The organism is Pseudomarimonas arenosa, assembly GCF_014841215.1.
Lineage (GTDB): Bacteria > Pseudomonadota > Gammaproteobacteria > Xanthomonadales > Xanthomonadaceae > Pseudomarimonas > Pseudomarimonas arenosa.
In genome coordinates this window covers 80,440-103,357 of record NZ_JACYTR010000011.1, presented here as the reverse complement: position 1 = coordinate 103,357, position 22,918 = coordinate 80,440, and the positions used below count along the sequence as shown (strand labels likewise).

Here is a 22,918-nt window from a genome sequence, read left to right as displayed (position 1 = left end):
ATCACAAGGTGCGCATAATGGTTCAAACGGTGATTCGTGATGGGTGATTGCTGATTTGCCAAGAGCGAATTTGGGCGAGCCCCAGCTGTACGCCATCACCATGCCAACCACTCAACCGCCCTCGGTGGGTCAGGGCGAATCACCGATCACCAATCACGGCTTTCCAAAATGATCGTTGTCGGCATCGAAACCTCCTGTGACGAAACCGGGCTGGCGCTGTACCAGACCGATCGCGGCCTGTTGGCCCACGCGCTGTACAGTCAGGTGGATCTGCATGCCGAGTACGGCGGCGTGGTGCCCGAACTGGCCAGCCGTGATCACGTGCGCAAGCTGTGGCCGCTGTTGCAGCACTGCCTGGACGAGGCTGGCGTGTCGCGCGCTCAGATCGGTGGCGTGGCCTACACCGCCGGGCCCGGCTTGGTTGGCGCCTTATTGGTGGGGGCGGCCGGTGCGCGTGGCTTGGCTTGGTCGCTGGGGGTGCCGGCGGTGGGCGTGCATCATATGGAAGGTCATTTGCTGGCGCCGCTGATGGAGGACGATCCGCCGGCGGCGCCGTTTGTGGCCTTGCTGGTCTCCGGCGGTCACACCCAGTTGGTTGAAGTGGAAGCCATCGGTCGCTACCAGGTCCTGGGCGAGACCTTGGACGACGCTGCGGGCGAGGCCTTCGACAAGACCGCCAAGCTGATGGGCTTGCCCTATCCGGGTGGCCCGGTGCTGTCCCGTCTGGCCGAGCAGGGGCGAAACGGTATGTTCAAGTTTGCGCGCCCGATGATCGATCGGCCGGGCTTCGATTTCAGCTTTTCCGGCCTGAAGACTCAGGTGCTGCTGGCCTGGCAGCAAAGTGATCAGGGCGAGCAGACTCGCGCCGACATCGCCTGCGCCTTTCAACAGGCGGTGGTCGATACACTGACAATCAAGTGTGAGCGCGCTATGCGGGAAACCGGCGCGAGGTGTCTGGTGGTGGCCGGTGGCGTCGGAGCCAATCGCGATCTGCGTGCACGGCTGCAGCAGGCAGGTCTGGCAGCGGGATGGCGAGTATGCTTTCCGCGGCCGGAATTCTGCACCGACAACGGCGCCATGATTGCCTTTGCCGGTGCCCTGCGGCTGGCTGCCGGGCAGGCCGAGTCGTCGGCCATCCAGGTGCAGCCGCGCTGGGATATGGCCCGATTGGCGCCGCTGGAAGGTGCCGGCGCGCCCTGATCACCAGGCGGCTGAGGCCGATTGCAGCAGCCTGGTATCGCGCGCCGAGGACGGCGCGCTCGGAAAGCAAGCACGCAACGGGCATCGCAATTCGCAAGGATACAGTCAATGGATACAGTGTTTATCGAAGGGTTGGAGATCGAAACGACGATCGGCATCTATGACTGGGAGCGCCGCATCAAGCAGCCCTTGGTATTCGATATCGAAATGGGCTTCGACAATCGAAAGCCGGCAGCCAGCGACAGGATCGAGGATACCTTGGACTACAAGGCAGTCAGCAAGCGATTGGTTGGCTATGTCAAGGCTTCCGACTTCGGCTTGGTCGAAACCCTGGCCGAGCGCTGCTGCGAAATCATCATGGCGGAATTCGATGTTGAGTGGGTGCGGCTCAAGCTGAGCAAACCTGGAGCCGTGCGCGGCGCGCGCAATGTCGGCGTGCGCATCGAGCGCCGACGGGGCGACTGATGGAATCGATCCTGCAGGCTGTGAGTAGCGAAATCGAGGCCAATCCGTGGCTGGCCACCATGGTGTCGTTGGCTGGCTTGATCCTCGCCGCCTGGCTGGCCGATCTGGTCACCAAGCGTATTCTGCTGCGGCTGGTGAAACGCATCGTTCGAGTGACTACGGTCAAGTGGGACGATGCCCTGCTGGACCGCGGGGTGATCGATCGGGTCTCGCATGTGGTGCCGGCCCTGGTGATCTATTGGGGGGTCGATCTGGTCAGCGCGATCAGCGACGACTGGGTGCGTGTGCTGCGCAATGTGGCGTTGAGTTACATCGTGCTGACCCTCGCACTGGGCGCGGCCAAGCTGCTCGGCACGGTCAATTCTTTGTACGAAGCGCGCGATACGCTGCGCGCCAAGGCGCGACCGATCAAGGGCTACGTTCAGGTCGCCCAGCTATTGATCTACCTGTTAAGCGGCATCGTCATCGTCGCGGTACTGATCGAGCGCTCGCCCTTGCTGCTGCTGTCGGGCCTGGGTGCCATGACCGCGGTGCTGCTATTGGTGTTCAAGGACACCCTGATGTCGCTGGTCGCCAGCATCCAGCTGACCAGCCACGACATGCTGCGCGTCGGCGACTGGATTCAGATGCCGGCCCTGGAAGCCGATGGCGACGTGATCGACATTGCGCTGCACACGGTCAAGGTGCAGAACTGGGACAAGACCATCACCACGATTCCCACCTATCGCCTGATTGCTGAGCCGTTTCGCAACTGGCGTGGCATGAGCGAGTCGGGTGGGCGACGCATCAAGCGCGCCGTGTTGATCGACCAGCGCTCGGTGCGTTTCCTGCGCGATGACGAGCGCGGTCGTCTATCCCGGTTTGCCTTGATCGAGGACTACCTGGTACGCAAGAAAGGCGAGTTGGAGCGCTGGAATGAATCGTTGCGTGACGCCGCGCTGGAGCCGGTCAACACGCGCCGGCTGACCAATCTGGGCACCTTTCGCGCCTATGTTGAGGCCTACCTGCGCACCCACCCGAAGATCCATCAGAACATGACCTTGCTGGTGCGACAGTTGGCGCCGGGGCCGACCGGCATTCCGATCGAGTTGTATTGCTTCACCAATACCACCGCCTGGGCCGAATATGAGGGGGTGCAGTCGGACATCTTTGATCACCTGCTGGCGATCCTGGATGAGTTCGATCTGCGGGTGTTTCAGGAGCCGGGCGGTGCCGACCTGCGGCAAGCCTTGACCGGGCGCCGCCAATGACCGAAGTGCTGCTGTCCTTGGGTTCGAATATTGAACCGAAGCGACATCTGGATCTTGCCGTGGCAGAGCTGCGGCAACAGTTTCCTGGCCTCCGCGTATCGGGTTACTACCGCACCGTTGCGGTTGGTTTTGATGGTGAGGATTTTCTCAACGCCGCCGTCGCCATCGACACCGAGATGCCGGCGCTGCAGCTCAATGCCTGGTTGCACGCACTGGAAGATCGCCACGGCCGGCGCCGCGACGGGCCGCGTTTTTCCTCCCGTACCCTCGATATCGACATCGTCTATTACGGCGATCAGGTGCTCAGCGGCCCGCATAACCTGCAGATCCCGCGTGAAGATGTGCGCCATGCCTTTGTACTGGCGCCCTTAGCCGAGATTGCGCCGGATTTTGTCGATCCCGAACGCCGCCTGACGCTGGCGGCGATGTGGCAGCAGCACCCGGCGTTCGAAACCGTGCTGCCGCAGTGCGCGAATTCGGCGTAGCATCTGCCACTGGCTGAAAGCGGGGGAGAAACATCATGGGGCGTTTTGCGCGGAGTTGGGCCTTGATCAAGGCCAGTGCCGGCGTACTCAGGTCGGACACCGAACTGCTGGTGTTCCCCTTGCTGAGCTCGATTGCCACCCTGATGGTGGTGGCCAGCTTTGTCGCGCCCTTGTTCGTCTTGCAGGAGCCCCAGGCGCAGGAATTGAGCGAAAAGGGGTTCAGTCTGCTGTACTTGCTATGGTTCTTCGGCTTCTATCTTTGCCAGTACTTCATCATCTTCTTCTTCAACAGCGCCCTGGTCGGCGCGGCGATGATCCGCCTGCAGGGCGGCGACCCGACCTTGAGCGATGGCCTGCGGATCGCCTGGTCCAAGGTCGGGGTTATCTTCGGTTACGCCATGATCGCCGCCACCGTTGGCATGATCCTGCGCGCGATCGAGCAGCGCGCTGGTTTCATCGGCAGCTGGATCGCCGGATTGTTCGGCGCCGCCTGGACCGTGGCCTCGTTCCTGGTGGTGCCGATCCTGGTCAGCCAGAACATTGGGCCGATCGAAGCGGTCAAGCGCAGCGCCATGATGCTGAAGCAGAGTTGGGGTGAGAATCTGATCGGCAATGGCGGTATCGGCCTAGTCGGCGGATTTCTGACTGCCCTGGTCTTGTTGTTCGGCGCTGCGCTGACGGTGGCAGCAGGCGTCAATCAACTGCCCGGACTGGCGATTACCCTGGGCGCATTGACGGTAGTCGCCGCTCTGCTGATGGGCCTGATCCAGGCGGCATTGAGCGGCATCTACTCGGCGGCGCTGTATCGCTATGCCGACGGTGGCGAGTCACAGGGCTTCGACCGCACGCTGCTGCAGGGCGCCTTCGCTCACAAGGGCTGAACTACCAGCTCAGCGAACGGCCGCCGTCGACCCGGATCAGCTGGCCGCTGCAGTAGCTCGCATCCTGCAGCAGCCAGCGTACCGCCTCGGCCACTTCTTCCGGGCTGCCGCTGCGTTTCAGTGCGGTGGCCTCGACCAGCGCCTGCTGGTCTGTATACGCCTTGCCTGCTTCCGGCCACAGCACCGCACCGGGGGCTACCGCATTCACACGCACCTTGGGGCCCAGTTCGATCGCCAGGCTCTGCGTCAGGCTCCACAGCGCGGCCTTGGCCATGCAGTACACCGTGTGCTGCTTCAGCGGCCGCTCGGCGTAGATGTCGATCAGGTTGACGATGGCGCCCTGCTGCTGAATCAGGTGTGGTGCCGCGGCCTGACTGAGGAACAGCGGCGCCCAGGCATTCGAGGCGAACAGCTCCTGCCAATGACGCGGCTGAATCTCACCAATCGGCGTCGGGTAGAAGGCGGAGGCGTTGTTGATCAGCGCATCCAGTCGCCCAAACCGGCCGAGGGTGGCGGCGACCAACTCGGGTAGTCGGTCGAACTCAGCCAGCTCGGCCCGCAAGCTGAGCACGCTGTTTGCGCGACGCGCTTCCAGCTCGCCGTGAAGTGTATGCATCGCGTCCTCGGACTGCCGGTGATGCAATGCCAGGTCATAGCCAGCGGCATGCAGTTGGCGGGCGATTACCGCGCCTACGCGGCGCGCGGCGCCGGTGATCAATGCAACGGGACGGCTCATCGGTCGGGCCTGGGAAACAAGGGATGAGCGCACAGCATACCGACTTGCGAGGCCTGGGCCGATCGACTGACGGCGCCTGCTCAGCCTGATACCCTGCGCGCTTTGAACGGAGTTCGCCCTGCCATGTTGCCGATGAATCTGCCCGAACCTGCGGTCGAAGCGCGCGCGCACAGCGAGCGATTCGTTGAGCAGTTGCGCGCAGTGATTGCGGCAGAAGGCGGAGCCATCCCGTTCTCGCGCTATATGGAGCTGGCACTGTATGCGCCGGGCTTTGGCTATTACAGCGCTGGCGCCACCAAGTTCGGCGCCTCCGGTGATTTCATTACTGCGCCGGAACTGGGCAGCCTGTTTGCCCGCACCGTTGCCAACGCGGCAATTCGGCTGCTGAGGCCGCTGGGCGAGGCCGATGTGCTGGAGCTGGGGGGCGGCTCCGGGGCCTTTGCCGAAGGTATGCTCACACATCTGGCCGAACTCGATTGGCGGCCCGGGCGCTATATGATCTTGGAGCCCAGCGCCGATCTTCGCCAGCGGCAGCAGCAACGATTGCGCGAACGGCTCACTGCCGATCTGTTCGCGCGTGTGGAGTGGTTGGACCAGCTGCCCGAGCAGGGCTGGTCAGGTCTGCTATTTGCCAACGAGGTGCTGGATGCACTGCCGGTCACCCGCTTCGTCAAGCGCCAAGGCGAGGTGATGGAACTCTATGTTGAAGTGCGCGAGCAGCAGTTGCGGCTCACGGAGCGTGCTGCTGACAGCATGCTGATCGCTGCGCTGCAGAAAGTCGAGCAGACCCTGGGGCGCAGCCTGCCCGACGGCTATGTGTCGGAACTGCTGGTGCAACTGCCGTGGTGGCTGCAGGCGGTTACTGGCAGCCTGCAGCGCGGTCTCGCCCTGTTCATCGACTACGGCTATACACGTCGCGAGTATTACCTCGACGAGCGCAGCCAGGGCACCCTGGTCTGCCACTACCGTCACCGCGCCCATGCCGATCCATTCATCTGGCCCGGCTTGAACGACATCTCCAGCTTCGTCGACTTCACTGCCGTGGCGGAAGCTGGCCTGGCGGCCGGGCTGGAACTGGCTGGGTTTTGCTCGCAGGCCTCCTTCCTGCTTGGCAATGGCCTGGAGCAGGAACTGGCGGCACCGGCCGCCGATGAGCGCGAACAGCGAGCCCGCAATGAGGAGGCTCGCAAGCTGGTGTTGCCGGGCGAGATGGGTGAGCGCTTTCGGGTGATCGGCCTGGAGCGCGGCGTGGATGCCTCGGCGCTGTTTGCTTTCGGTGACCTGAGCGGGCGCCTGTAGCGACAGGTACTGAACACCGAGGCCTTGCGGTTGGCCGGGTCTGAGTGACCAGACCTCAGTCGTCTTGTCCGCGAGCTGCGGCAATCGCCGCCAGCCTCGCCCGGCGCAGCCGGCGACCGATTTCATGGCCGTCGATGTCGGCGGGCAGCTGCAGATCGCGCGCCTGTACTTTTCGTGCGGCCGCATGCAGGCGATCAAGCTCGGCGCGTGGTGGATAGTCGGACTCGCTCAAGCCCAGGCGACCGCGCTTGTCGGCCTCGCAGACCAGGCCGAGTCGGGCGATGCGTTCAGGCTTTCTTAGCCCGTCGCTGCGCTCGATCAGCTTGAGTACGGTGTCGTTGCGCAGCTCGTCAAGGCGATGCACGTTGAGATGCTCGCGGCAGCAGATTTCAGCCTGGGCCAGATACTCGGCCGGCACCTTCAAGCGTCTGGCAAGTTCGCGCAGCGGGTGCAGGCCGTTGTTCTCGTGACCGGGGTGCTTGGGCCGCACATCAATCGGCGTCAGCGCCTTGCCCAGGTCATGGGTCAAGCCACAGAAGCCGACCAGTGCGTCACCCGGCGCCAGTCGGGCGCAGATGTCCAACACCATTTCGGTATGGATGCCGGTATCGATCTCCGGATGGTACTCAGCGCGCTGTTCCACCCCGTACAGGGCATCGACCTCGGGCAGGATGCGCGCCAGTGCACCGGAGGCGCGCAGGCAGCGCAGCATGGCCGAGGGCTGCGGCTCGGTCAGCCCGCGCTGCAATTCCTGCCAGGTGCGCTCGGCAACCAGAAAGTCGACCTCGCCGTCCTGAACCATTTGTTTCATCAAGGCCAGGGTCTCGTCAGCCAGGCGAAAGCCGAGCGGGGCGAAACGGGCCAGAAACCGCGCCGCGCGCAGGATCCGCACCGGGTCTTCGGCGAAGGCCGGCGACACATGGCGCAGCACGCGCTGGTCGAGATCACGTTGACCGCCGAACGGATCGATCAGATGGCCGTGCTCGTCCTCGGCCATCGCATTAATGGTGAAGTCGCGGCGCTCAAGATCTTGTTCCAGGGTCACGTCGGCCGCGGCGTGCACCACGAAGCCGTGGTAGCCGTGGCCGGACTTTCGCTCGGTGCGCGCCAGGGCGTGCTCTTCGCCGGTTCTCGGATGTAGAAATACCGGGAAATCCTTGCCGACTGGCTTGTAGCCCGCCGCCAGCATGGCGTCAGGCGTGCTACCCACCACCACCCAGTCGTGATCACTGTGTGGCCGACCCAGCAGCCGATCGCGGACTGAACCACCGACCAGATAGCGCTGCATGCTCAGCTCTGTGCTCGGTCAACGCACCTGACGGCCACGGTCAAGCAGCGCCTGGCGGCCGCAGCTGCCCAGCATCAAGGGCACGATCGCTTCCACCGGTGTCTTCTTAACGCCTAGCTTGAATAGGCCGTCAACGCCGCCGACCGAGTCGAGGCTCAGCGAGCGATAGTTGTCGCTGGAGAAAGGTTTACCCGGAACGAAGTCCATGGCCAGGGCCTGCAATCGGCCGAGTGCATCGGGCAGGCGCCAGATCAAGCGCTTCAGGCCGAGCTGCTCGGCGGTGTAGCGCACGATCTCTTCCAGTGTCATGGTGCGATCGCCATACAGCTCGTAGCTTTGGCCGATGCTCGACTTATCGCCCAGGGCGAGCACCATGGCGCGTGCCACATCGCCAACGTAGACCGGAGCGAACTTGGAGCCGGCCTTGGCCAGCGGCATGATCGGCGCGATCTTCAGCAGGGCGGCAAAGCGATTGAACAGGCTGTCACCGCGGCCGAAGATCACCGAAGGCTGAAAGATGGTCCAATCCAGCCCGGAGTCCTTGACCTTCTGCTCGGCTTCGCCGCGTGACTTCAGGTAGTAGCTGCTGCCGCGCCCGGCATTCAGCGAGCTCATCTGCAGCAGTCGCTTGACGCCGGCCTTCTTGCAGGCGCCGATCAGCTTCTCGACCAATTCGACATGAGCGGTCTGAAAGCCGCGGCCGTTGTCACCGTTTTCGTTGAGAATGCCGACCAGATTGATGGCAACCGATGCACCACGGAGCAGCTTGGCCAGCTGATCTGGGTCATGCACGTTGGCACTGATCAGGTCGGCCCCGGGAATGGCTGCCGCCTTCATCGCCACATTGCGATTACGACTGGGGATGCGCACTCGATAGCCGGCCTGAACCAGCATCTGGGCAAGGTGACGACCGAGGAAGCCGGAGCCTCCCAACACGACAACAAGCGGTTTGTTCATGGTTGTTGGGCGAGTGAGGTGGAAGAATGAGGACACTGGAAACTGCGTCGGGCGGTGCTCGATGCATCGCCCTTCAGTCGGGCGCTGAGCGGCACGGGATCACGCCCCAGGCGCCAGTCGTAGATCACCGCGAAGGCCATGACTCTGGCGACGTATTCGCGGGTTTCCTTGTAGGGGATCGTCTCGATCCAGAGATCGACCGGGTCGGTGTCGCGCTGTTGCATCCAGCGATTCACCGGCGAGGGGCCGGCATTGTACGCTGCGGTGGCCAAAAAAGCCTGGCCGTTGAACTGTGCCAGCTCGTTGGCCAGATGGGCCGTTCCGAGCTTGATATTGCTGATCGGGTCATACAGCGTGCTGGCTGAGCGCCAACCGATCCCCAGCTGTCCTGCCAGCGGCGCGGCGGTACTGGGCAGCAGCTGCATCAGCCCTCGCGCGTTGGCGTGTGAACGGGCATCGTGCTGCCAGGCGCTCTCGGCGCGAATCAGGCCGGCGACCCAGGCGGGATCGAGCTGATGGCGCTTGGCTTCGCGGTTCAGTTCCCGTGAGTGCGCGATCGGGAAGCGCAGGCGATAGAACTGGCTGTCCTTGGCCGGTTCGATACCGAATACGGCGCGATCGGTCCAGCCGATATCCAGGGCCATGGCAACCGCGGCCCGCCGTTCGTCATCACTCAGTGCCGGCGTGGCCGCGGCCCATTCGCGACTGGCCCAGTGGCGATGACCGAGCTGAAACAGCTCCAGCGCGCGCTGCACGCCGGGCACTTCGAGTACCTGGCGGCGCAACGTGGCCTGATCCGGTGCCTCCATCGGGCAGAGTGCGTATTCGGCGTTGATGCGGTCGGCGGCCATGAAGCCATGGAAGTTGGCTTGCTGGGCCAAGGCTTGGAAGGCAGCTCGCGCTTCGTCCTGGCGCCCGCCGATCTCGGCCATTCGCGCGGCCAGATAAGCCCAACGCGAGTCTTCGCGTTGCGCCTGCTGCATCTTCTGCAGCGCGGCTTCCACCGCCGGCCAATCCTGCCGGGCCAAGGCTTCACGCGCCTGCCACTCGCGCAACCGGGCATCGAAATAGGCGTCGCTGACTGCAGCCATGCGGCGAGCGCTGTGCGGCAGGTACGAGGCAGCACTCCACAAGGCGATCTGATAGCGCACCGCGCCGACCTGATCCGCGCTCAAGGACTCGGCTTGCTGCACGGCAGCCAGCTGTGTCTCGGCCAGATCCGGGTCGCGCTGGGCGATCCTGGCCAGCACCCGGGCGGCCATGTCAGCGCGTTGTGGGTGCGGCTTGCCTAGTTGCACTCCCTTGCCAGGTTCCTGCAGCCAGTCGGCCAGGCTCAGCGCGGTACTACGCTCGGCCTCCGGCAGGCCACGTGCGGCGAAGCGCGCAATGCCGGGGTTGCCGGCGTCCAGTGCCAAGCCAAAGCGCTGCCAGCGCAGCGCCGGCGTGATGCGGCCGGCCACTGCGAGCTTGGCAAATGCTGGATTGCAGGCATCGCTGACCGAGCGGCCGCTAAGCCACAGCGATTCTGCTTCTCGCAACCCCTTATCGGCGCTGGCGCTGTGCTGCAGCCAGGCGCGAGCCGCCTGACAGCGCAGCGTTTCGCTGCTGCTGGCCTGATAGGCCTGGGCAAATTCAGCCCAGCGTTCCTGCTTGGCCAGCACCGCCAGCCATTCCTGGCGCAGCTGCTGGCTGATCGGTACCGCCTCATAGCGACGCAGAAAGCGCTCGACCTCGGCGCTCTTGGCGCGTGCCAGATGGCGCCGCAATTGGGCATACTCCAGGTAGGCAAACAGCGGATGGTCCTGCTGCTTGCGCCAGGCGGCGGGATTGACTGCCGCGCCTTGTTCGACGTGTTCCAGTAACGAACGGAATTCCTGGCGGCGACTGGACAAATCCTCGGCCTGCGCGTTGAACACGACGGTACAGGCCAGAACCCAAGGCAACAACGACAGACGGATGCGTTTCGACATGCCTCTAGTGTATCGGTTCGTCGCCGCCGACGGCCGTCAGCGATTCCGCGCGACGTGTTGAGCCTGCTGCCGGCCTATCTGTTGATGGGAGCGCTGGCCGGGTTTCTGGCCGGCCTGCTCGGCATTGGCGGCGGGCTGATCCTGGTCGCCGCCCTGGTCTGGGTGCTGCCGCAGCAGGGCGTGCCTGAGTCGGCGGTGATGCACGTGGCCTTGGCCACTTCACTGGCCAGTATCGTTTTCACCGGCCTGTCGTCGGCGCGGGCGCATTGGAAGCGCGGCAGCATCCTGTGGCGCAGCGGCGGGCGGCTGATTCCCGGCGTGGTGCTGGGGGGCCTGCTGGGCGGTCAGGTGGCTGCGCGTCTGGATGGCGATTGGCTGCGCTATGGGGTGGCGGCGTTCTGCGTCGGTGCAGCATTGCAATTGTTGCTGGGTGGGCCAAAGGTGAGCGACGCTCGGCGTGAACCGTTGACTGCCTGGCTGTGGCCAGCCGGGTTGCTGATCGGTCTGATCTCGGCCTTGGTTGGGATTGGCGGCGGCAGTATGACCGTACCCTTGCTGATCGCCCTGGGCGCAACACCAGTGCGGGCCGTGGGTACCTCGGCGGCCTGTGGTGTGGTGATTGGTCTGGCCTCGGCGCTGAGCTACGGCTGGAGCGCGCCGGCGGATCTGGCGATGCCGAGCGGGTCGCTCGGCTACATCTATCTGCCTGCCACCTTGCTGATTGCCATGGCGTCGGTATTTGCCGCGCCGCACGGAGTATCTCTGGCCCATCGCCTGCCCGGCGCACAGCTGCAGCGGGTGTTTGCCGCGCTGCTGCTGCTGGTCGCCTGGCAACTGGTGTTCCTGCGTTGAGTTGCTTTGGTAACCAAGCGGCCGCCGGTTGATCCTGGCTCGCCGCGATGGGACAGTAGCGGCTCGCCGGCGTCGCCGGTGGTCCCAACATTCCGCAACGTCCATGCCCTTGAACTGCAACACTCCGCGCCGCTGCCATCTGCTGAACTGCCTTGTTGCCGGTGGCTTGTTGCTGTCGGGTCAGGGTGCGCCCTTGGCCAGCGAAATTCAGCCTGAGCAACTCGATGTCATGGCGCCGGAAATGCGTCGCGTGCAGGTAACCGGTTCGCGCATCCACAAAGCGATGCTGGCCGGGGTGGCGGTGTCGCATAGTCTGGGGCGTGCAGATATTCACCGCAGTGGCCTCAGCTCGTTGGGTGACATCCTGCAACGCCTCACTACGTCTGGTTCCGCGCTTAACACGCGCTTCAACTCCAGCGGCAACTTTGGCTTCCCGCCGGATAGCGGCGGAGTGGGGGCAGGCGCCACCACGGTGGATCTGCGTCACCTGGGTTGCAAGCGGGTGCTGGTGCTGGTCGATGGCCTGCGCTGGGTGGCAGAGTCGTCAGCGTCCGGTGTTTCCTCCTGCAGTGATCTCAACACCATTCCCTTAGCCATCGTCGAGCGCATCGATATCTACGAGGACGGCGCCTCATCGATCTACGGCTCCGATGCGGTGGCTGGCGTGATCAATATCATCACGCGACGCGAAGTCAGTGGCCAACGCGTCAGCCTGTTCGCTGGCAGTCATGAACAGGGCGATGGTCAGGTCTATTCGGCAGCGGTCAGTGGTGGTCAACGCTGGGATTCGCTGTCGATGTTCTGGTCCTTGAGCTCGCTGGAACAGCAGGCTGTGCGATCGGGTGACCGGGAAATATCGCGGTTTCCGGTGCCAGGTACCGGTAGTCTGCTCGGTTCGGCGGCCACGCCACGCACGCATCTGATCCTGCGCGATCCGGTCAGCGGTGATGTCAGCGACCTGATCGCGCCGGACCGTGCCGACGCGGCAACCTTCAGTCCTGAACAGTACGTTCCATTTTCCAATGGTGATCGCTACAACTTCGCCGCCGAGAATCTGGCACAGACGCCGTCTGAGCGTGATGCCGCCTTCCTCAGTCTGCGCTACGAACTCAGCCCGCAACTGAGCGCCTACCTGCGTGGTCTCTACAATCGCCGACAATCGGAGAACCGGGCCGCCGCCGAGCCGATCTTTCTCGGTGCCAGCGCCGGTACCGGCAACCCGCTGGCCGATCAGATCACCATTTCGGCCGACAACCCGTTCAACCCCTTCGGCGTCGATTTGCGCTCCACTGGCAGCGACGCCAATCTGTTGCTGCTGGCGCGGCGGCCGGTCGAGGGTGGGCCGCGGGTATTTTCGCAGGACGTGCGCACCCGCTATGTCGCCTTGGGAGTCGAAGGTCAGTTTGAGGCTGAGCTGGGTCCCTGGTACTGGGATGTCAACTTTGCCGACAGCCGCAATCGGGCCGAGCAGATCAATCTGGGCAGCTACAATCTGCGCAATATCGCCACCGCGCTGGGGCCACTGCAGGTCTGTGCATCGACGCCGGGCTGCACGCCGCTGAATCTGTTCGGTGCGCCAGGCTCGATCAGTGCCGACATGCTGGCTTACATCCAGCCGCGCCTGCGTGATCGCAGCCACAACGATCTGCGTGTGTATTCGGCCAACCTGACTGGCGATGCCTGGCAGGCCTGGGCCGGCCCGTTGGCACTGGCTGCCGGGATCGAGCGGCGCGAGGTCGAAGGTGCCTATCAGCCCGATCCGATTACCGTGGCGGGCGACTACAACGGTGTGCCATCGTTGCCGACGCGCGGACGTTATCAGGTGAATGAGGCCTTTGTGGAGGCCGATCTGCCGCTCTGGGTCAGTGCCGGGTCGCAGCTCGACCTTAACACTGCACTACGCTATTCGGACTATTCGACATCCTCGGAAGAGACTACTGCGCGCGCCGGCCTGCGTTGGCAGTTTGCCGACAATCTTCTGCTGCGCGGCAACTGGGCCGAGGGTTTTCGTGGCCCTTCGATTGGCGAGTTGTTCGGGTCGGCGGCCCGGTTTGATACCGACCTGCGTGATCCTTGTCTGGTGCAGCCTTCCGGGGCACCGCCGACGGTTGACTGCAGTCAGTTTGGCGTGCCGGCTGGGGCATTGCAGAGCAACACCCAGGTGGCCGTCACCACCGGCGGCAATCCTGCCTTGCGGCCTGAACACTCGGACAGTTATTCCCTGGGGATGGTGTACTCGCCGGCGTTCGCCAATCGCCAAGGCTTCAGCGATCGCCTGGACATCGAGCTGAATTGGTATCGACACGCCATCGATAATGCAATTCAGGCGATCGACCCGCAGACCCAGCTCGATCTCTGCGCAGCAGCCGGCCCGACCTCGCCGTTCTGCGACGACATCCAGCGTAGCGATACCGGCACCATCAGCCGCTTCGTCAATCGATTGCAGAATTTCGGCCGACTCAATACCGAAGGTTTCGATCTCAATCTCGCCTGGCTGGGCAGCGAAACCACTCTCGGTCAGCCCAGTGCCCGCTGGTGGAATACCTGGGTCACCGACTACAGCGCGCTCGACGGTATGGGCGGCAGGCAGCCGATCGCGGAGGGGCGCCTGATTGACGATGTGGCCATTCCAAAGTGGAGTTCAATGCTAAGGCTGAACTGGGCCTATGGGGATCTCGATCTGGCCTGGACCCTGCGCCACTTCAGCGGGCTGCAAGAGAGCTGCGGACGGGCCATCGAGTTTGCCATCTGCACCGATCCGAGCAGCGATCGGCACCAGATGGGGGCGCTCACTTATCACGATATTCAGTTGCGATGGTCGACCTCCTGGTTGGCCGGCAGCGCGCTGCTGTTCGGCATCAATAATGTCGGCAACAAGCAGCCTCCTCCCTGCCTCAGTTGCGCACTCAACGGCTACGACGCATCGACTTATGACCTGCCGGGACGCTGGTTCTACCTGCGGGCTGAGGTCAATTTCTAGTGGCGTAGGCCGAGCGTTGGAGTTCGACCCAAAGCGGTCGATGGCTTGCCCTGTTCGCACTGAGAGACAGCCCGAACGGCGGATAAGAGTCCGAGGGCGGTAGCGATGGAATCGCCTTGACGCACCCTGAGCTTGTCGAAGGGTGCCTCACCGAAGCGAACCCTGAAGGTGCCCACGCCAGCTTTGAGGTTGCAATGCTGGGTCGGCTGGCTTCGACAAGCTCAGCCAGCGTGGCGGATGGAATCGCCTTGACGCACCCTGAGCCCGTCGAAGGGTGCCTCATCGAAGCGAGCCCTCAAGGTGCCCACGCGAGCATTGAGGTTGCAATGCTGGGTCGGCTGGCTTCGACAAGCTCAGCCAGCGTGGCGGATGGAATCGCCTTGACGCACCCTGAGCCCGTCGAAGGGTGCCTCACCGAAGCGAGCCCTGAAGGCACCCACGCGAGCATTGAGGTTGCAATGCTGGGTCGGCTGGCTTCGACAAGCTCAGCCAGCGTGGCGGCGACCCGAAGCGGCCCCCCGCTCCCCGTGGGAGAGGGGCCGGGGGTCGCCAACGTTCGATTGCAACCACACCCACGCCGTATTCGTACCCTCATCCGCCCCGGTCCCCTTCTCCCACAGTGAGAAGGGAACAGCCCTGACGGTCCGCTCCTGGCCGAAAAGAGACCACCAACACCGCCGTCAGCCTTGCAAGCTGATCTCCGCGCCCAGGGCCAGGTGATCGGAGGCCAGGGTCGGCAACAGCCAGCGTTTGTGCACCTTTACGCCCGGCGTAGTGAGAATATGGTCGATGGCGCGCTTGGGTTGCCAACTCGGGTAGCTGGGGAGTCGGTCCGGCGGCGGCTGCATTCCGCTGCGCTGGAAGAACTGGCTAAGCTCGCGGGTTTCGATTTCGCAGTTCAGATCACCCATCAATACCGCGTTGTGTGCATCGTGCACCAGTTCGGCGATGAAGCTCAGCTGGCCGATACGTGACTGGGCGCCCAGCGACAGGTGCGCGACCAACACGATCAGATCGCCCTGCTCGAACTCGAAACGCGACCACAGCACTCCGCGTCCGGGCACCCGGCCGGGCAGGGCGTAGTCGCGAACCTCGGCCGGCTCATGCCGGCATAGCAGGGCGTTGGCGCTGGTGGCGAATCGACCCAGGCGACGGTTGGCCTGATGACTCCAGAACGGGAAGCCGGCCAGTTCAGCCAGATAATGGGTCTGGTTGACGAAGCCCGAGCGCAGCGAGCCGGGGTCGCTTTCCTGCAGACCGACCAGATCGAACTCGCGGGCGGTGCTGGCGATGGCCGACAGATTGTCGCGCTTGCTGGCGTGTGGCAGCACGTGATTCAGCGAGCGGGTCAGGTAGTGGTGGTAGCGATCGGTGCGAGCGCCGGCCTGGATATTCGCGCTGAGCAGCTTCAGCGTGTTGCTAGCGGCAGAGTTGGGCGACGTCATGCGCCCATTCTTCAACGTGCGCAGGCCCAGAACAAGTCGAGGCCCGTTCGGGCCTCGACCTGCTCCACGACGGGTGAGATCAGCCGCCTTTCTGTGAACGACGCTCCATCTCGATCAGCTGATCGACCACGGCCATGGTCTTGTCCCAGCCGCCCTGCGAGTTCAACACGCGGTACTTGCCGTTGACGATCAGGCCCGGGGTACCCTCAAGTGCATAGCCCGGCAGCGTCTGCTTGGTGCGGGCGATCTTGGCATTGACCGCAAACGAGTTCATCGTGGCCTGAAAGGCCTCGCGATCGACCCCGCGCTCGGCGTAGAAGTTGACGATGTCGTCGGGGCTCTTGATCTTGCGATCGACCGCCGCCGCCTTGAACATGTCGCTGTGGGTCTTGTCCAGCACGCCCATGGTTTCAGCGGTATAGAAGGCGCGGGCAAAGAATTCGTCGACGCCGCCGCTGAACACGGCCGGCATGTAACGGAATGCGACATCGTCGGGCGAAGTCTTCTTCCACTCGGTCACCGTGGGATCGAGGTGAGCGCAGTGTATGCACCAGTAGCCGAATACCTCGACCACCTCGATCTTGCCCGGAGCCGAGGTCGGCTGCGGAGTTGGCAGGACGACGTAGTCGCGACCTTCTTGGATGCCAGCGGCGGACGGTGCCGCGGTTTCTGCATTGGAACAGGCGGTAGCGGCCAACAGGGCGGCGAATGCAAGCACGCGATTGAACATGAGACTCTCCGTGGGGGCTGCCTGTAGCAGGCAAAGGGGATCAAGAGTGGGGCGGCGGCGGATTGACGCTGCGGCGCTAGAAACGCATCGGGCGCCCTGAGGCGCCCGGTGCATCGGCTGAAGCTGCAGACCTTATTTGGAGCCAGCAGTTCCCGACTGGAAGTGCAGCCCTTCAATATAGCTGGCCAGTGACGCAATTTCCTGGTCGGTCAGATACTTGGCGACGCCAGCCATGACGATATTTTCGTTGTCACCCTTGCCATGCGCTGCGCCATCGCGGAATGCGGTCAGCTGTGCCACGGTGTAGGGTGCGTGCTGACCGGCCAAGCGCGGGTAGGGCGGGCCCGGGTTGCCGGAGCCGGCAATGCCGTGGCAGCCAGTGCAGGCCGGGATGTTGCGGCTGGCATCGCCCTGTCGATACAGGGTTTCGCCGACCTGGTAGAACTTCTTGCCGGCATGCTCGCCTTCACTGATCAGGCTGTCATCGGCCATGCCCGGCAGTGCGTTCTGACCGGCGTAAAAGGCGCCGATGTCGCGCATATCCTGCGGGCTGAGGGTGGCCGCAAAGCCGAGCATGATGGCATTGTTGCGCTCGCCGCTCTTGAACAGGCCGAGATGGCGAGCGATGTAGCGTTCGTGCTGACCGGCCAGCTTGGGATACTGCGGATCGGCGGCATTGCCATCCATGCCGTGACAGGCGGCGCAGACGGCCGACTTGCTCTGGCCGGCCTCGACATTGCCGGGAACAGTGGGGCCGTGAGCATCGGTCAGCTCGGTGACAGCGGCCGCCGCCGGCTCTTCAGCCGCGGTGACGGTGGCTGGCGTGGACTCGGATTGGGCCAGGGCCGATGCGGCAAACAATGTGCCGACCAGACCCAGAGTGCGCCGAAAGCTCATAAACTGGCTCCGCTAATCTCAGGGATGGGAGCCCACCTTAGGCGGTGTACTCCCGGAAGCGCGGAATTATTCCAGTCCGCCAGGGTTAGGGTCAACGAATCTACCCGATTTCCGCAAGCCGCCACAGTCGAATCAGGATCATGTCGAACGCCAATCCGTTGCAACCAGCCCGCTATTTGCTCAGCGTGCACAACCCTCACCAGCTGCCCAAGGACGCCGAAATCGAAGTGGCCGTGGTCGGCCGATCGAACGCTGGCAAGTCCAGCGCCTTGAATGCCATCTGTGCCCAGAACAAGCTGGCGCGCACCAGCAAGACCCCAGGTCGAACTCAGCAGCTGGTCTATTTCGAACTCATGCCAGGTCGCTATCTGGTTGATTTGCCTGGATATGGCTATGCGGAAGTGCCGGGCGCACTGCGCGATCACTGGCGCGGATTGATCGACGGCTTCCTGCGCACGCGGCAAACCCTGCGCGCCCTGATGATCGTAATGGACATCCGCCACCCGCTGAAGCCTTTCGACCTGCTGATGCTGGAGTACGCCCAGAGCCGCGGCCTGGCCGTGCAGGTGCTGCTGACCAAGGCCGACAAACTGCCGCGCGGGCAGCAGGCCAAGGCCTTGCAGGCAGTGCGTCGCGATCTGCCGGACAGCGTCGGCTTGCAGCTGTTCTCGGCCAGCAGCAAGCTTGGTGTGGAGGAGGCACGAGCTGTGCTGGCGAGTTGGCTGGCATTGTTGCCTTCCGATCACGCGGCGGGCTGACTGCTCGCTCTAGGGAATCTCTGAACAAGTTCAGAGATTCCTGTGGTGCACGGATGCACCGCCGCGATCAACAACGTAGGTTGTTGATCAGCGTGAGACGAGTTCGGGCCTGTGCCGAACTCGGCGCGTCTGAAAAGTCCAGGATGGACTTGTTCAGACCTTCCCTATCAGGCCGCTGAGACTCATTTCAGCAGCCTGATTTTGCGCGCCACGGACGGCGCGCGTCGAAAACCTCCTGGATGGAGGTTTTTCAGCAGCCTTTCATCAAACTACCTATAACTCGTTGATCCTAGCGTCCTGTCGCAGAAATACGTTTCGCAAGGCGCGCGGTGAGCAGCTCGGTTGACCTGTTCGCCACCCAGCAAGCAAGTGTGCAGGAAACGAGCAGCGGGTTCGGAACCCTGGGCAGTGCTTGGCTGCATTGTCTGATACGGGCTCGTAGCAGCATGCTGAGTCTTCGTTCTCAACCCCTTTTATTGCACCCTTGGCGTCTCCATCTTGCAGCTGGATGGTCGATTGCAGCTCGACCCGCCCATCCCTCGGCAACAATCCCACGGTTCAACCCCCGCGGTTGGGCCCCACGCCATCCGCAGCGGAGCACGTACAGCATGTCAGGGCCGAGTCAGGTTGCCAGCGACGTCGTTACCCAACGCAGTCAGTTGGTCGATTTTTTCGCCACCGGCTGCAAGCCGCGATCGGCATTCCGCATAGGCACCGAGCATGAGAAGTTCGGATTTCGCTGGTCTGATCTGCGCCCACCCAGCTACGAGGACGAGGGCGGCATTCGCGATCTGCTGAACGGGCTGGCCGAGTTCGGCTGGCAGCGAATCGAAGAGCACGGCAAGCTGATCGCCCTGGAAAAAGCCGGTGCATCGATCACCCTGGAACCGGCCGGTCAGCTGGAGCTTTCCGGCGCGGCGCTGGAGACCTTGCACCAGACCTGCTGTGAGGCGGCCTCGCATCTGAGCGAGGTCAAGCAGGTCTCCGAGCGCCTCGGGCTTGGCTTCATCGGCATGGGCTTTCAGCCCAAGTGGTCGCGCGATGAGATGCCCTGGATGCCGAAAGGGCGCTACAAGATCATGCGCGAGTACATGCCCAAGCGCGGCAAGCTTGGGCTAGACATGATGACCCGCACCTGCACCGTGCAGGTCAACCTCGACTTTGCCAGCGAAGCCGACATGGTGAAGAAGTTTCGCGTTGCGCTGGCTCTGCAGCCGATCGCAACGGCCCTGTTTGCCGACTCGCCATTCACCGAAGGCAAGCCCAATGGCTTCCTCAGCTACCGCTCGCAGATCTGGACCGATACCGACCCCGACCGCACTGGCATGCTGGATTTTGTCTTCGCCGACGGCTTCGGCTTCGAACGCTATGTCGACTACCTGCTCGATGTGCCGATGTACTTCGTCTACCGCGAGGGCAGGTATCTCGATGCCAGCGGCCAGAACTTCCGTGATTTTCTGCACGGCAAGTTGCCGGCTTACCCTGGCCAGCCGCCCACCTTGAGCGACTGGGCCGACCACAGCACCACCGCATTCCCCGAAGTGCGTCTGAAGAAGTTCCTTGAGATGCGCGGCGCCGACGGCGGGCCCTGGAACCGGGTCTGCGCGCTGCCGGCGCTGTGGGTGGGCCTGCTATACGACGGCAGCGCGCTGGATGCGGCCTGGGATCTGGTCAAGGATTTCAGCATGGAGGAGCGCCACGCGCTGCGCGACGGTGTGCCGAGGCAGGCGCTGCAGCTCCCGTTCCGCAGCGGCAAAGTGCTGGATCTGGCCCGCGAGACCCTGAAGATCGCCGCCCACGGCCTGGCCGCTCGCGGCGTGCTGAACTCCGGCGGTGTTGACGAGCGCATCCATATCGAGCCGCTGATTGAAATCGTCGATGCCGGACAGACGCCGGCTGAGCGCAAGCTGGAGCTGTTCCACGGCGCCTGGGGTGGATCAATCGATCCCGTGTTTCGGGAATTCGCATATTGAGTCAAGATGCAAGCTGGCGATGGACGAGGATGCCTGCAGATGGAGCTTGAGTTCGATCCTGCCGCAGCAAGCGGCGCCTGCATCGATGAGGCGGGGGTGCAGCGCCTGAAGGCTCTGCTGGAACAACACGCCGTGCCGCAGGGCGGCATGTCGCTGGAAATGGTGGACGGCTTCTTCAGTGCTCTGCAGGTGGCGCCGCAGTCCTCGCCTCCGGGCAAGTTCCTGCCGCGCGTCTGCGGCGATGCGCCCTGGCCGGATGCGGCCAGCTTGGAAGAAGTCAGTCGCTTGCTGTCCGGGCTGTGGCGCCTGATCGAACAACGTCTGGCGATCGACCCGGACGGCGGCGAAGGCAGTTTCATGCCGCTGCTGAGCTTTCCCGCCGGCCTGCCGGATGACGATGAGGGCTTTCAGGAAGCGCTGGCACAGTTCGAGTTCCCCTTGGGGGCCGCCTGGGCCGGCGGATTCCTGCATGCGGTGCAGCTGGAGCAGCCCAGTTGGGCCACCCTGGAGCAGAAGTTCGATGAAGTCGCGATCAGCCTGAGTCATCTGTTCCGCCTGGTGACCCTGCAGGGCGACGACGCCCATCCGGCCCCTGATGGCCGCGAACGCATCGCCCTGATGGCCACCATGCCCTACGTGCTGCGTGCGCTGAAGGCGCTGCGCGACGCCAAGCTGTAGGGCAGGGCGGATCGATCGGCATGGAATTGAACGCACAGCACCGCTCGGCCCTGCATCCCGGCCGGCGTCTCAAGGAGTGAAGCTATGAGTAATCACGACGCGCCGCCAGGCGCACGCATCGCGCAAAGGGATATCGATGCCCTGCATACCTTGCTGGAGCGTTATGCGGTGCCGGCCGATGGGATGTCACTGGAAATGTTGGATGGGTTCCTGTCGGCGCTGATTGTCGGGCCGGATCTGGTCATGCCATCGGAGTATTGGTCACAGATCTGGAACACCGAGGGCGAATGGACCAATGCCGTTGAAGCGGCCGAAGCGCATCGCCTGGTGCAGGCGCTGTGGAACGACATCGTACGGCGGGTCAACGTTGAGCTGCCGGACGAAGACCAGGCTGCGCAGGATCCCGATCGCTTCTCCGATCTGATGCAAGACGCCATGCCCTTGCTGGCCATCCCGGAAGCCGAAGACCCGGAAGATCCCTGGGCGGGCGTGCCCGAGGATTATCCGGTCGGCGCGGCCTGGGCGATTGGTTTCATGCGCGGCGTGGGATTGCGTCCGGAAGCCTGGAGCGTGTGGGAGCAGAATGACGGGCATGTCGCCGAAGACCTGCAGACCATCGCCGAGCTCGGATTGCTGGATGCCGACCACGCTGAAGAAATGGGTCTTGAAGCAGCGCACGTTCCCAGTCTCGGCGATCGCATTGCCATCGTTTCGGGGTTGCCGGTGATCCTGCAGAACTTCAACGAGTACCGGCTCGAGCAGCTGAGTGAACACCCGAGTGAAATTCCCAGTCCAGATGACCCCTGTCCCTGCGGCAGCGGCCAACCGTTCAAGCGCTGCTGCGGCAGCCCGGGTCGCCTTAACTAACCGATCAGTCAGAAGCTCATGAACGACAACGCGCTGGACTGCTTGGTAGTTGGCGCGGGTGTGGTGGGTCTGGCAGTGGCGCGCAGTCTCGCGCTGCGCGGGCAACAGGTGGTGGTGGTTGAGCGTGAGGCTCGCGCTGGCGAAGGCGTTTCCAGCCGCAACTCGGGCGTGATCCACGCCGGCCTGTATTATCCACCCGGCTCACTGAAAGCCAGGTTATGTGTTCAAGGGCGGGATCTGCTGTATGCCTACTGCGCCCAGCGCGGCGTGCCGCATCGCCGGCTTGGCAAGTGGGTGGTGGCCTGCGAGGCGAGCGAGCGAGCCGGGCTCGAAGCCCTGTATGGGCGCTGCGCCGACAATCAGGTTGGGCCGGTCGAGTGGTGGGAGGCCGAGCGTCTGCGCCAGGTCGAGCCGGACTTGCGTGCGCATGCGGCGTTGTGGGTGCCGGCAAGCGGTGTGGTCGATGTCGCCGAACTGGTGATGGCCTTGAGCGCCGATGTCGAGCGAGCCGGTGGCAACCTGCTGTGCCATGCCGAGGTCAGTCGGATCATCGCTGAGTCCAACGGGCTTCGGGTGTTCTTCCGCGGCGAGCCGGAGAGCAACGCGGTACTGTGCAGCCGCGTGGTAAATGCCGCCGGTCTTGGCGCCACGGTGCTGGCCCGGCGGATCGAAGGCTATCCGCAGGAACAGGTGCCTCGCCTCTATCCCGCCGCCGGCCACTACTATCGCAGTCGTCGCCCGGTGCCGTTCAAGTCCTTGGTCTATCCGATGCCGGGCATGCATGGGCTGGGGGTGCACCTGGGTTTCGATCTGGCCGGTGAAGCGCGGTTTGGTCCGGATGTGCGTTTTCTGAGCGAGCTTGATTACCGCTTCGACGACAGTCAGCGCCATGTCTTCGGAGAAGCGATTCGACAGTGGTGGCCGGCCCTGCAGGATGACGATCTGCTGCCTGATTTCGTCGGTATTCGACCGAAGCTGGTTGGGCCCGATCAGCCCAATCCGGACTTCATGATCAGTGCTGGTCACGAGCATGGTCTGCCCGGGCTGATCCAGCTGTTCGGCATTGAGTCGCCCGGACTGACCTCATCACTGGCCCTGGGTGAGCACGTGGCAGACTTGTTGTGCGCTGAGCGCCAGGTGTCCCCCGCGTAGCTGCGGGTTATAGTGGCAATCGTCGATCGGCCGGGTGCCGATCGGTCCAGGCCAA

The 22,918-nt window shown here is 63.7% G+C and carries 20 protein-coding genes; 13 read left to right on the top strand and 7 right to left on the bottom strand.

Annotation, left to right across the window (positions count from 1 at the left end):
* The first annotated feature begins 168 nt into the window (after positions 1-168).
* The 5 genes from tsaD to IFO71_RS08105 all read left to right on the top strand — a co-directional run bounded on the left by tsaD (position 169) and on the right by IFO71_RS08105 (position 4,281).
* Positions 169-1,200, top strand: a complete 1,032-nt coding sequence (gene tsaD / locus IFO71_RS08125) for a tRNA (adenosine(37)-N6)-threonylcarbamoyltransferase complex transferase subunit TsaD (RefSeq protein ID WP_192029051.1) — start codon at positions 169-171, stop codon at positions 1,198-1,200.
* A gap of 108 nt (positions 1,201-1,308) precedes the next feature.
* Complete coding sequence (gene folB, locus IFO71_RS08120) at positions 1,309-1,665, top strand: dihydroneopterin aldolase (protein ID WP_192029050.1); 357 nt, start codon at positions 1,309-1,311, stop codon at positions 1,663-1,665.
* Positions 1,665-2,915: a mechanosensitive ion channel family protein gene (locus IFO71_RS08115; RefSeq protein WP_192029049.1), complete on the top strand. Its 1,251-nt coding sequence runs from the start codon at positions 1,665-1,667 to the stop codon at positions 2,913-2,915. The genes folB and IFO71_RS08115 overlap by 1 nt, the downstream gene beginning before the upstream one ends.
* Positions 2,912-3,400: a 2-amino-4-hydroxy-6-hydroxymethyldihydropteridine diphosphokinase gene (folK, locus tag IFO71_RS08110; RefSeq protein ID WP_192029048.1), complete on the top strand. Its 489-nt coding sequence runs from the start codon at positions 2,912-2,914 to the stop codon at positions 3,398-3,400. The genes IFO71_RS08115 and folK overlap by 4 nt, the downstream gene beginning before the upstream one ends.
* Before the next feature lie 35 nt (positions 3,401-3,435).
* Entirely contained in the window at positions 3,436-4,281 is an 846-nt protein-coding gene (locus IFO71_RS08105; RefSeq protein ID WP_225444484.1) for a DUF6159 family protein, read from the top strand.
* A gap of 1 nt (position 4,282) precedes the next feature.
* On the opposite strand, the gene IFO71_RS08100 is transcribed toward IFO71_RS08105, so the two are convergent.
* Positions 4,283-5,017, bottom strand: coding sequence for a pteridine reductase (locus tag IFO71_RS08100; protein ID WP_192029047.1), 735 nt, complete (start codon positions 5,015-5,017; stop codon positions 4,283-4,285).
* A 126-nt stretch (positions 5,018-5,143) separates the two neighbouring features.
* Between IFO71_RS08100 and IFO71_RS08095 the strand changes: the two genes are divergently transcribed.
* Positions 5,144-6,316 (top strand): class I SAM-dependent methyltransferase, encoded by a 1,173-nt coding sequence (locus IFO71_RS08095; protein ID WP_425502882.1) that lies wholly within the window; start codon positions 5,144-5,146, stop codon positions 6,314-6,316.
* 55 nt (positions 6,317-6,371) lie between these two features.
* Here the strand turns inward: IFO71_RS08095 and IFO71_RS08090 are convergent, their stop codons facing one another.
* From IFO71_RS08090 to IFO71_RS08080, 3 genes are read right to left on the bottom strand one after another with little or no spacing between them, the layout of a single operon-like run.
* A complete protein-coding gene (locus IFO71_RS08090; protein ID WP_192029045.1) occupies positions 6,372-7,604 on the bottom strand; it encodes a multifunctional CCA addition/repair protein in 1,233 nt (410 codons plus the stop codon).
* An 18-nt stretch (positions 7,605-7,622) separates the two neighbouring features.
* Entirely contained in the window at positions 7,623-8,561 is a 939-nt protein-coding gene (locus IFO71_RS08085; protein WP_192029044.1) for a complex I NDUFA9 subunit family protein, read from the bottom strand.
* Entirely contained in the window at positions 8,558-10,531 is a 1,974-nt protein-coding gene (locus IFO71_RS08080; RefSeq protein ID WP_192029043.1) for a lytic transglycosylase domain-containing protein, read from the bottom strand. The genes IFO71_RS08085 and IFO71_RS08080 overlap by 4 nt, the downstream gene beginning before the upstream one ends.
* Before the next feature lie 54 nt (positions 10,532-10,585).
* On the opposite strand from IFO71_RS08080, the gene IFO71_RS08075 reads away from it, so the two are divergent.
* Both IFO71_RS08075 and IFO71_RS08070 read left to right on the top strand, forming a co-directional pair.
* Positions 10,586-11,383, top strand: coding sequence for a sulfite exporter TauE/SafE family protein (locus tag IFO71_RS08075; RefSeq protein ID WP_332309345.1), 798 nt, complete (start codon positions 10,586-10,588; stop codon positions 11,381-11,383).
* 103 nt (positions 11,384-11,486) lie between these two features.
* Positions 11,487-14,363: a TonB-dependent receptor domain-containing protein gene (locus IFO71_RS08070; protein ID WP_192029042.1), complete on the top strand. Its 2,877-nt coding sequence runs from the start codon at positions 11,487-11,489 to the stop codon at positions 14,361-14,363.
* A 680-nt stretch (positions 14,364-15,043) separates the two neighbouring features.
* Here IFO71_RS08070 and IFO71_RS08065 read toward each other — a convergent pair.
* The 3 genes from IFO71_RS08065 to IFO71_RS08055 all read right to left on the bottom strand — a co-directional run bounded on the left by IFO71_RS08065 (position 15,044) and on the right by IFO71_RS08055 (position 17,435).
* The gene (locus IFO71_RS08065) at positions 15,044-15,808 is read right to left on the bottom strand and encodes an endonuclease/exonuclease/phosphatase family protein (protein WP_192029041.1); all 765 of its coding nucleotides are present in this window, start codon (positions 15,806-15,808) and stop codon (positions 15,044-15,046) included.
* Between the two features lie 79 nt (positions 15,809-15,887).
* On the bottom strand, positions 15,888-16,538 hold the full coding sequence (locus IFO71_RS08060; RefSeq protein ID WP_192029040.1) for a thiol:disulfide interchange protein DsbA/DsbL: 651 nt from the start codon (positions 16,536-16,538) through the stop codon (positions 15,888-15,890).
* A 132-nt stretch (positions 16,539-16,670) separates the two neighbouring features.
* A complete protein-coding gene (locus tag IFO71_RS08055; RefSeq protein WP_192029039.1) occupies positions 16,671-17,435 on the bottom strand; it encodes a c-type cytochrome in 765 nt (254 codons plus the stop codon).
* Positions 17,436-17,575: 140 nt separating this feature from the next.
* On the opposite strand from IFO71_RS08055, the gene yihA reads away from it, so the two are divergent.
* The 5 genes from yihA to IFO71_RS08030 all read left to right on the top strand — a co-directional run bounded on the left by yihA (position 17,576) and on the right by IFO71_RS08030 (position 22,863).
* A complete protein-coding gene (gene yihA, locus IFO71_RS08050; RefSeq protein ID WP_192029038.1) occupies positions 17,576-18,193 on the top strand; it encodes a ribosome biogenesis GTP-binding protein YihA/YsxC in 618 nt (205 codons plus the stop codon).
* Positions 18,194-18,801: 608 nt separating this feature from the next.
* Positions 18,802-20,166 carry a glutamate--cysteine ligase gene (locus tag IFO71_RS08045; RefSeq protein ID WP_192029037.1) on the top strand — a complete coding sequence of 455 codons (1,365 nt, stop codon included), beginning with the start codon at positions 18,802-18,804 and terminating at the stop codon, positions 20,164-20,166.
* Positions 20,167-20,172: 6 nt separating this feature from the next.
* A complete protein-coding gene (locus IFO71_RS08040) occupies positions 20,173-20,844 on the top strand; it encodes a UPF0149 family protein (protein WP_192029036.1) in 672 nt (223 codons plus the stop codon).
* 84 nt (positions 20,845-20,928) lie between these two features.
* Positions 20,929-21,711 carry a UPF0149 family protein gene (locus tag IFO71_RS08035; protein ID WP_192029035.1) on the top strand — a complete coding sequence of 261 codons (783 nt, stop codon included), beginning with the start codon at positions 20,929-20,931 and terminating at the stop codon, positions 21,709-21,711.
* 18 nt (positions 21,712-21,729) lie between these two features.
* Positions 21,730-22,863, top strand: a complete 1,134-nt coding sequence (locus IFO71_RS08030) for an NAD(P)/FAD-dependent oxidoreductase (RefSeq protein WP_192029034.1) — start codon at positions 21,730-21,732, stop codon at positions 22,861-22,863.
* Positions 22,864-22,918: the final 55 nt, after the last annotated feature.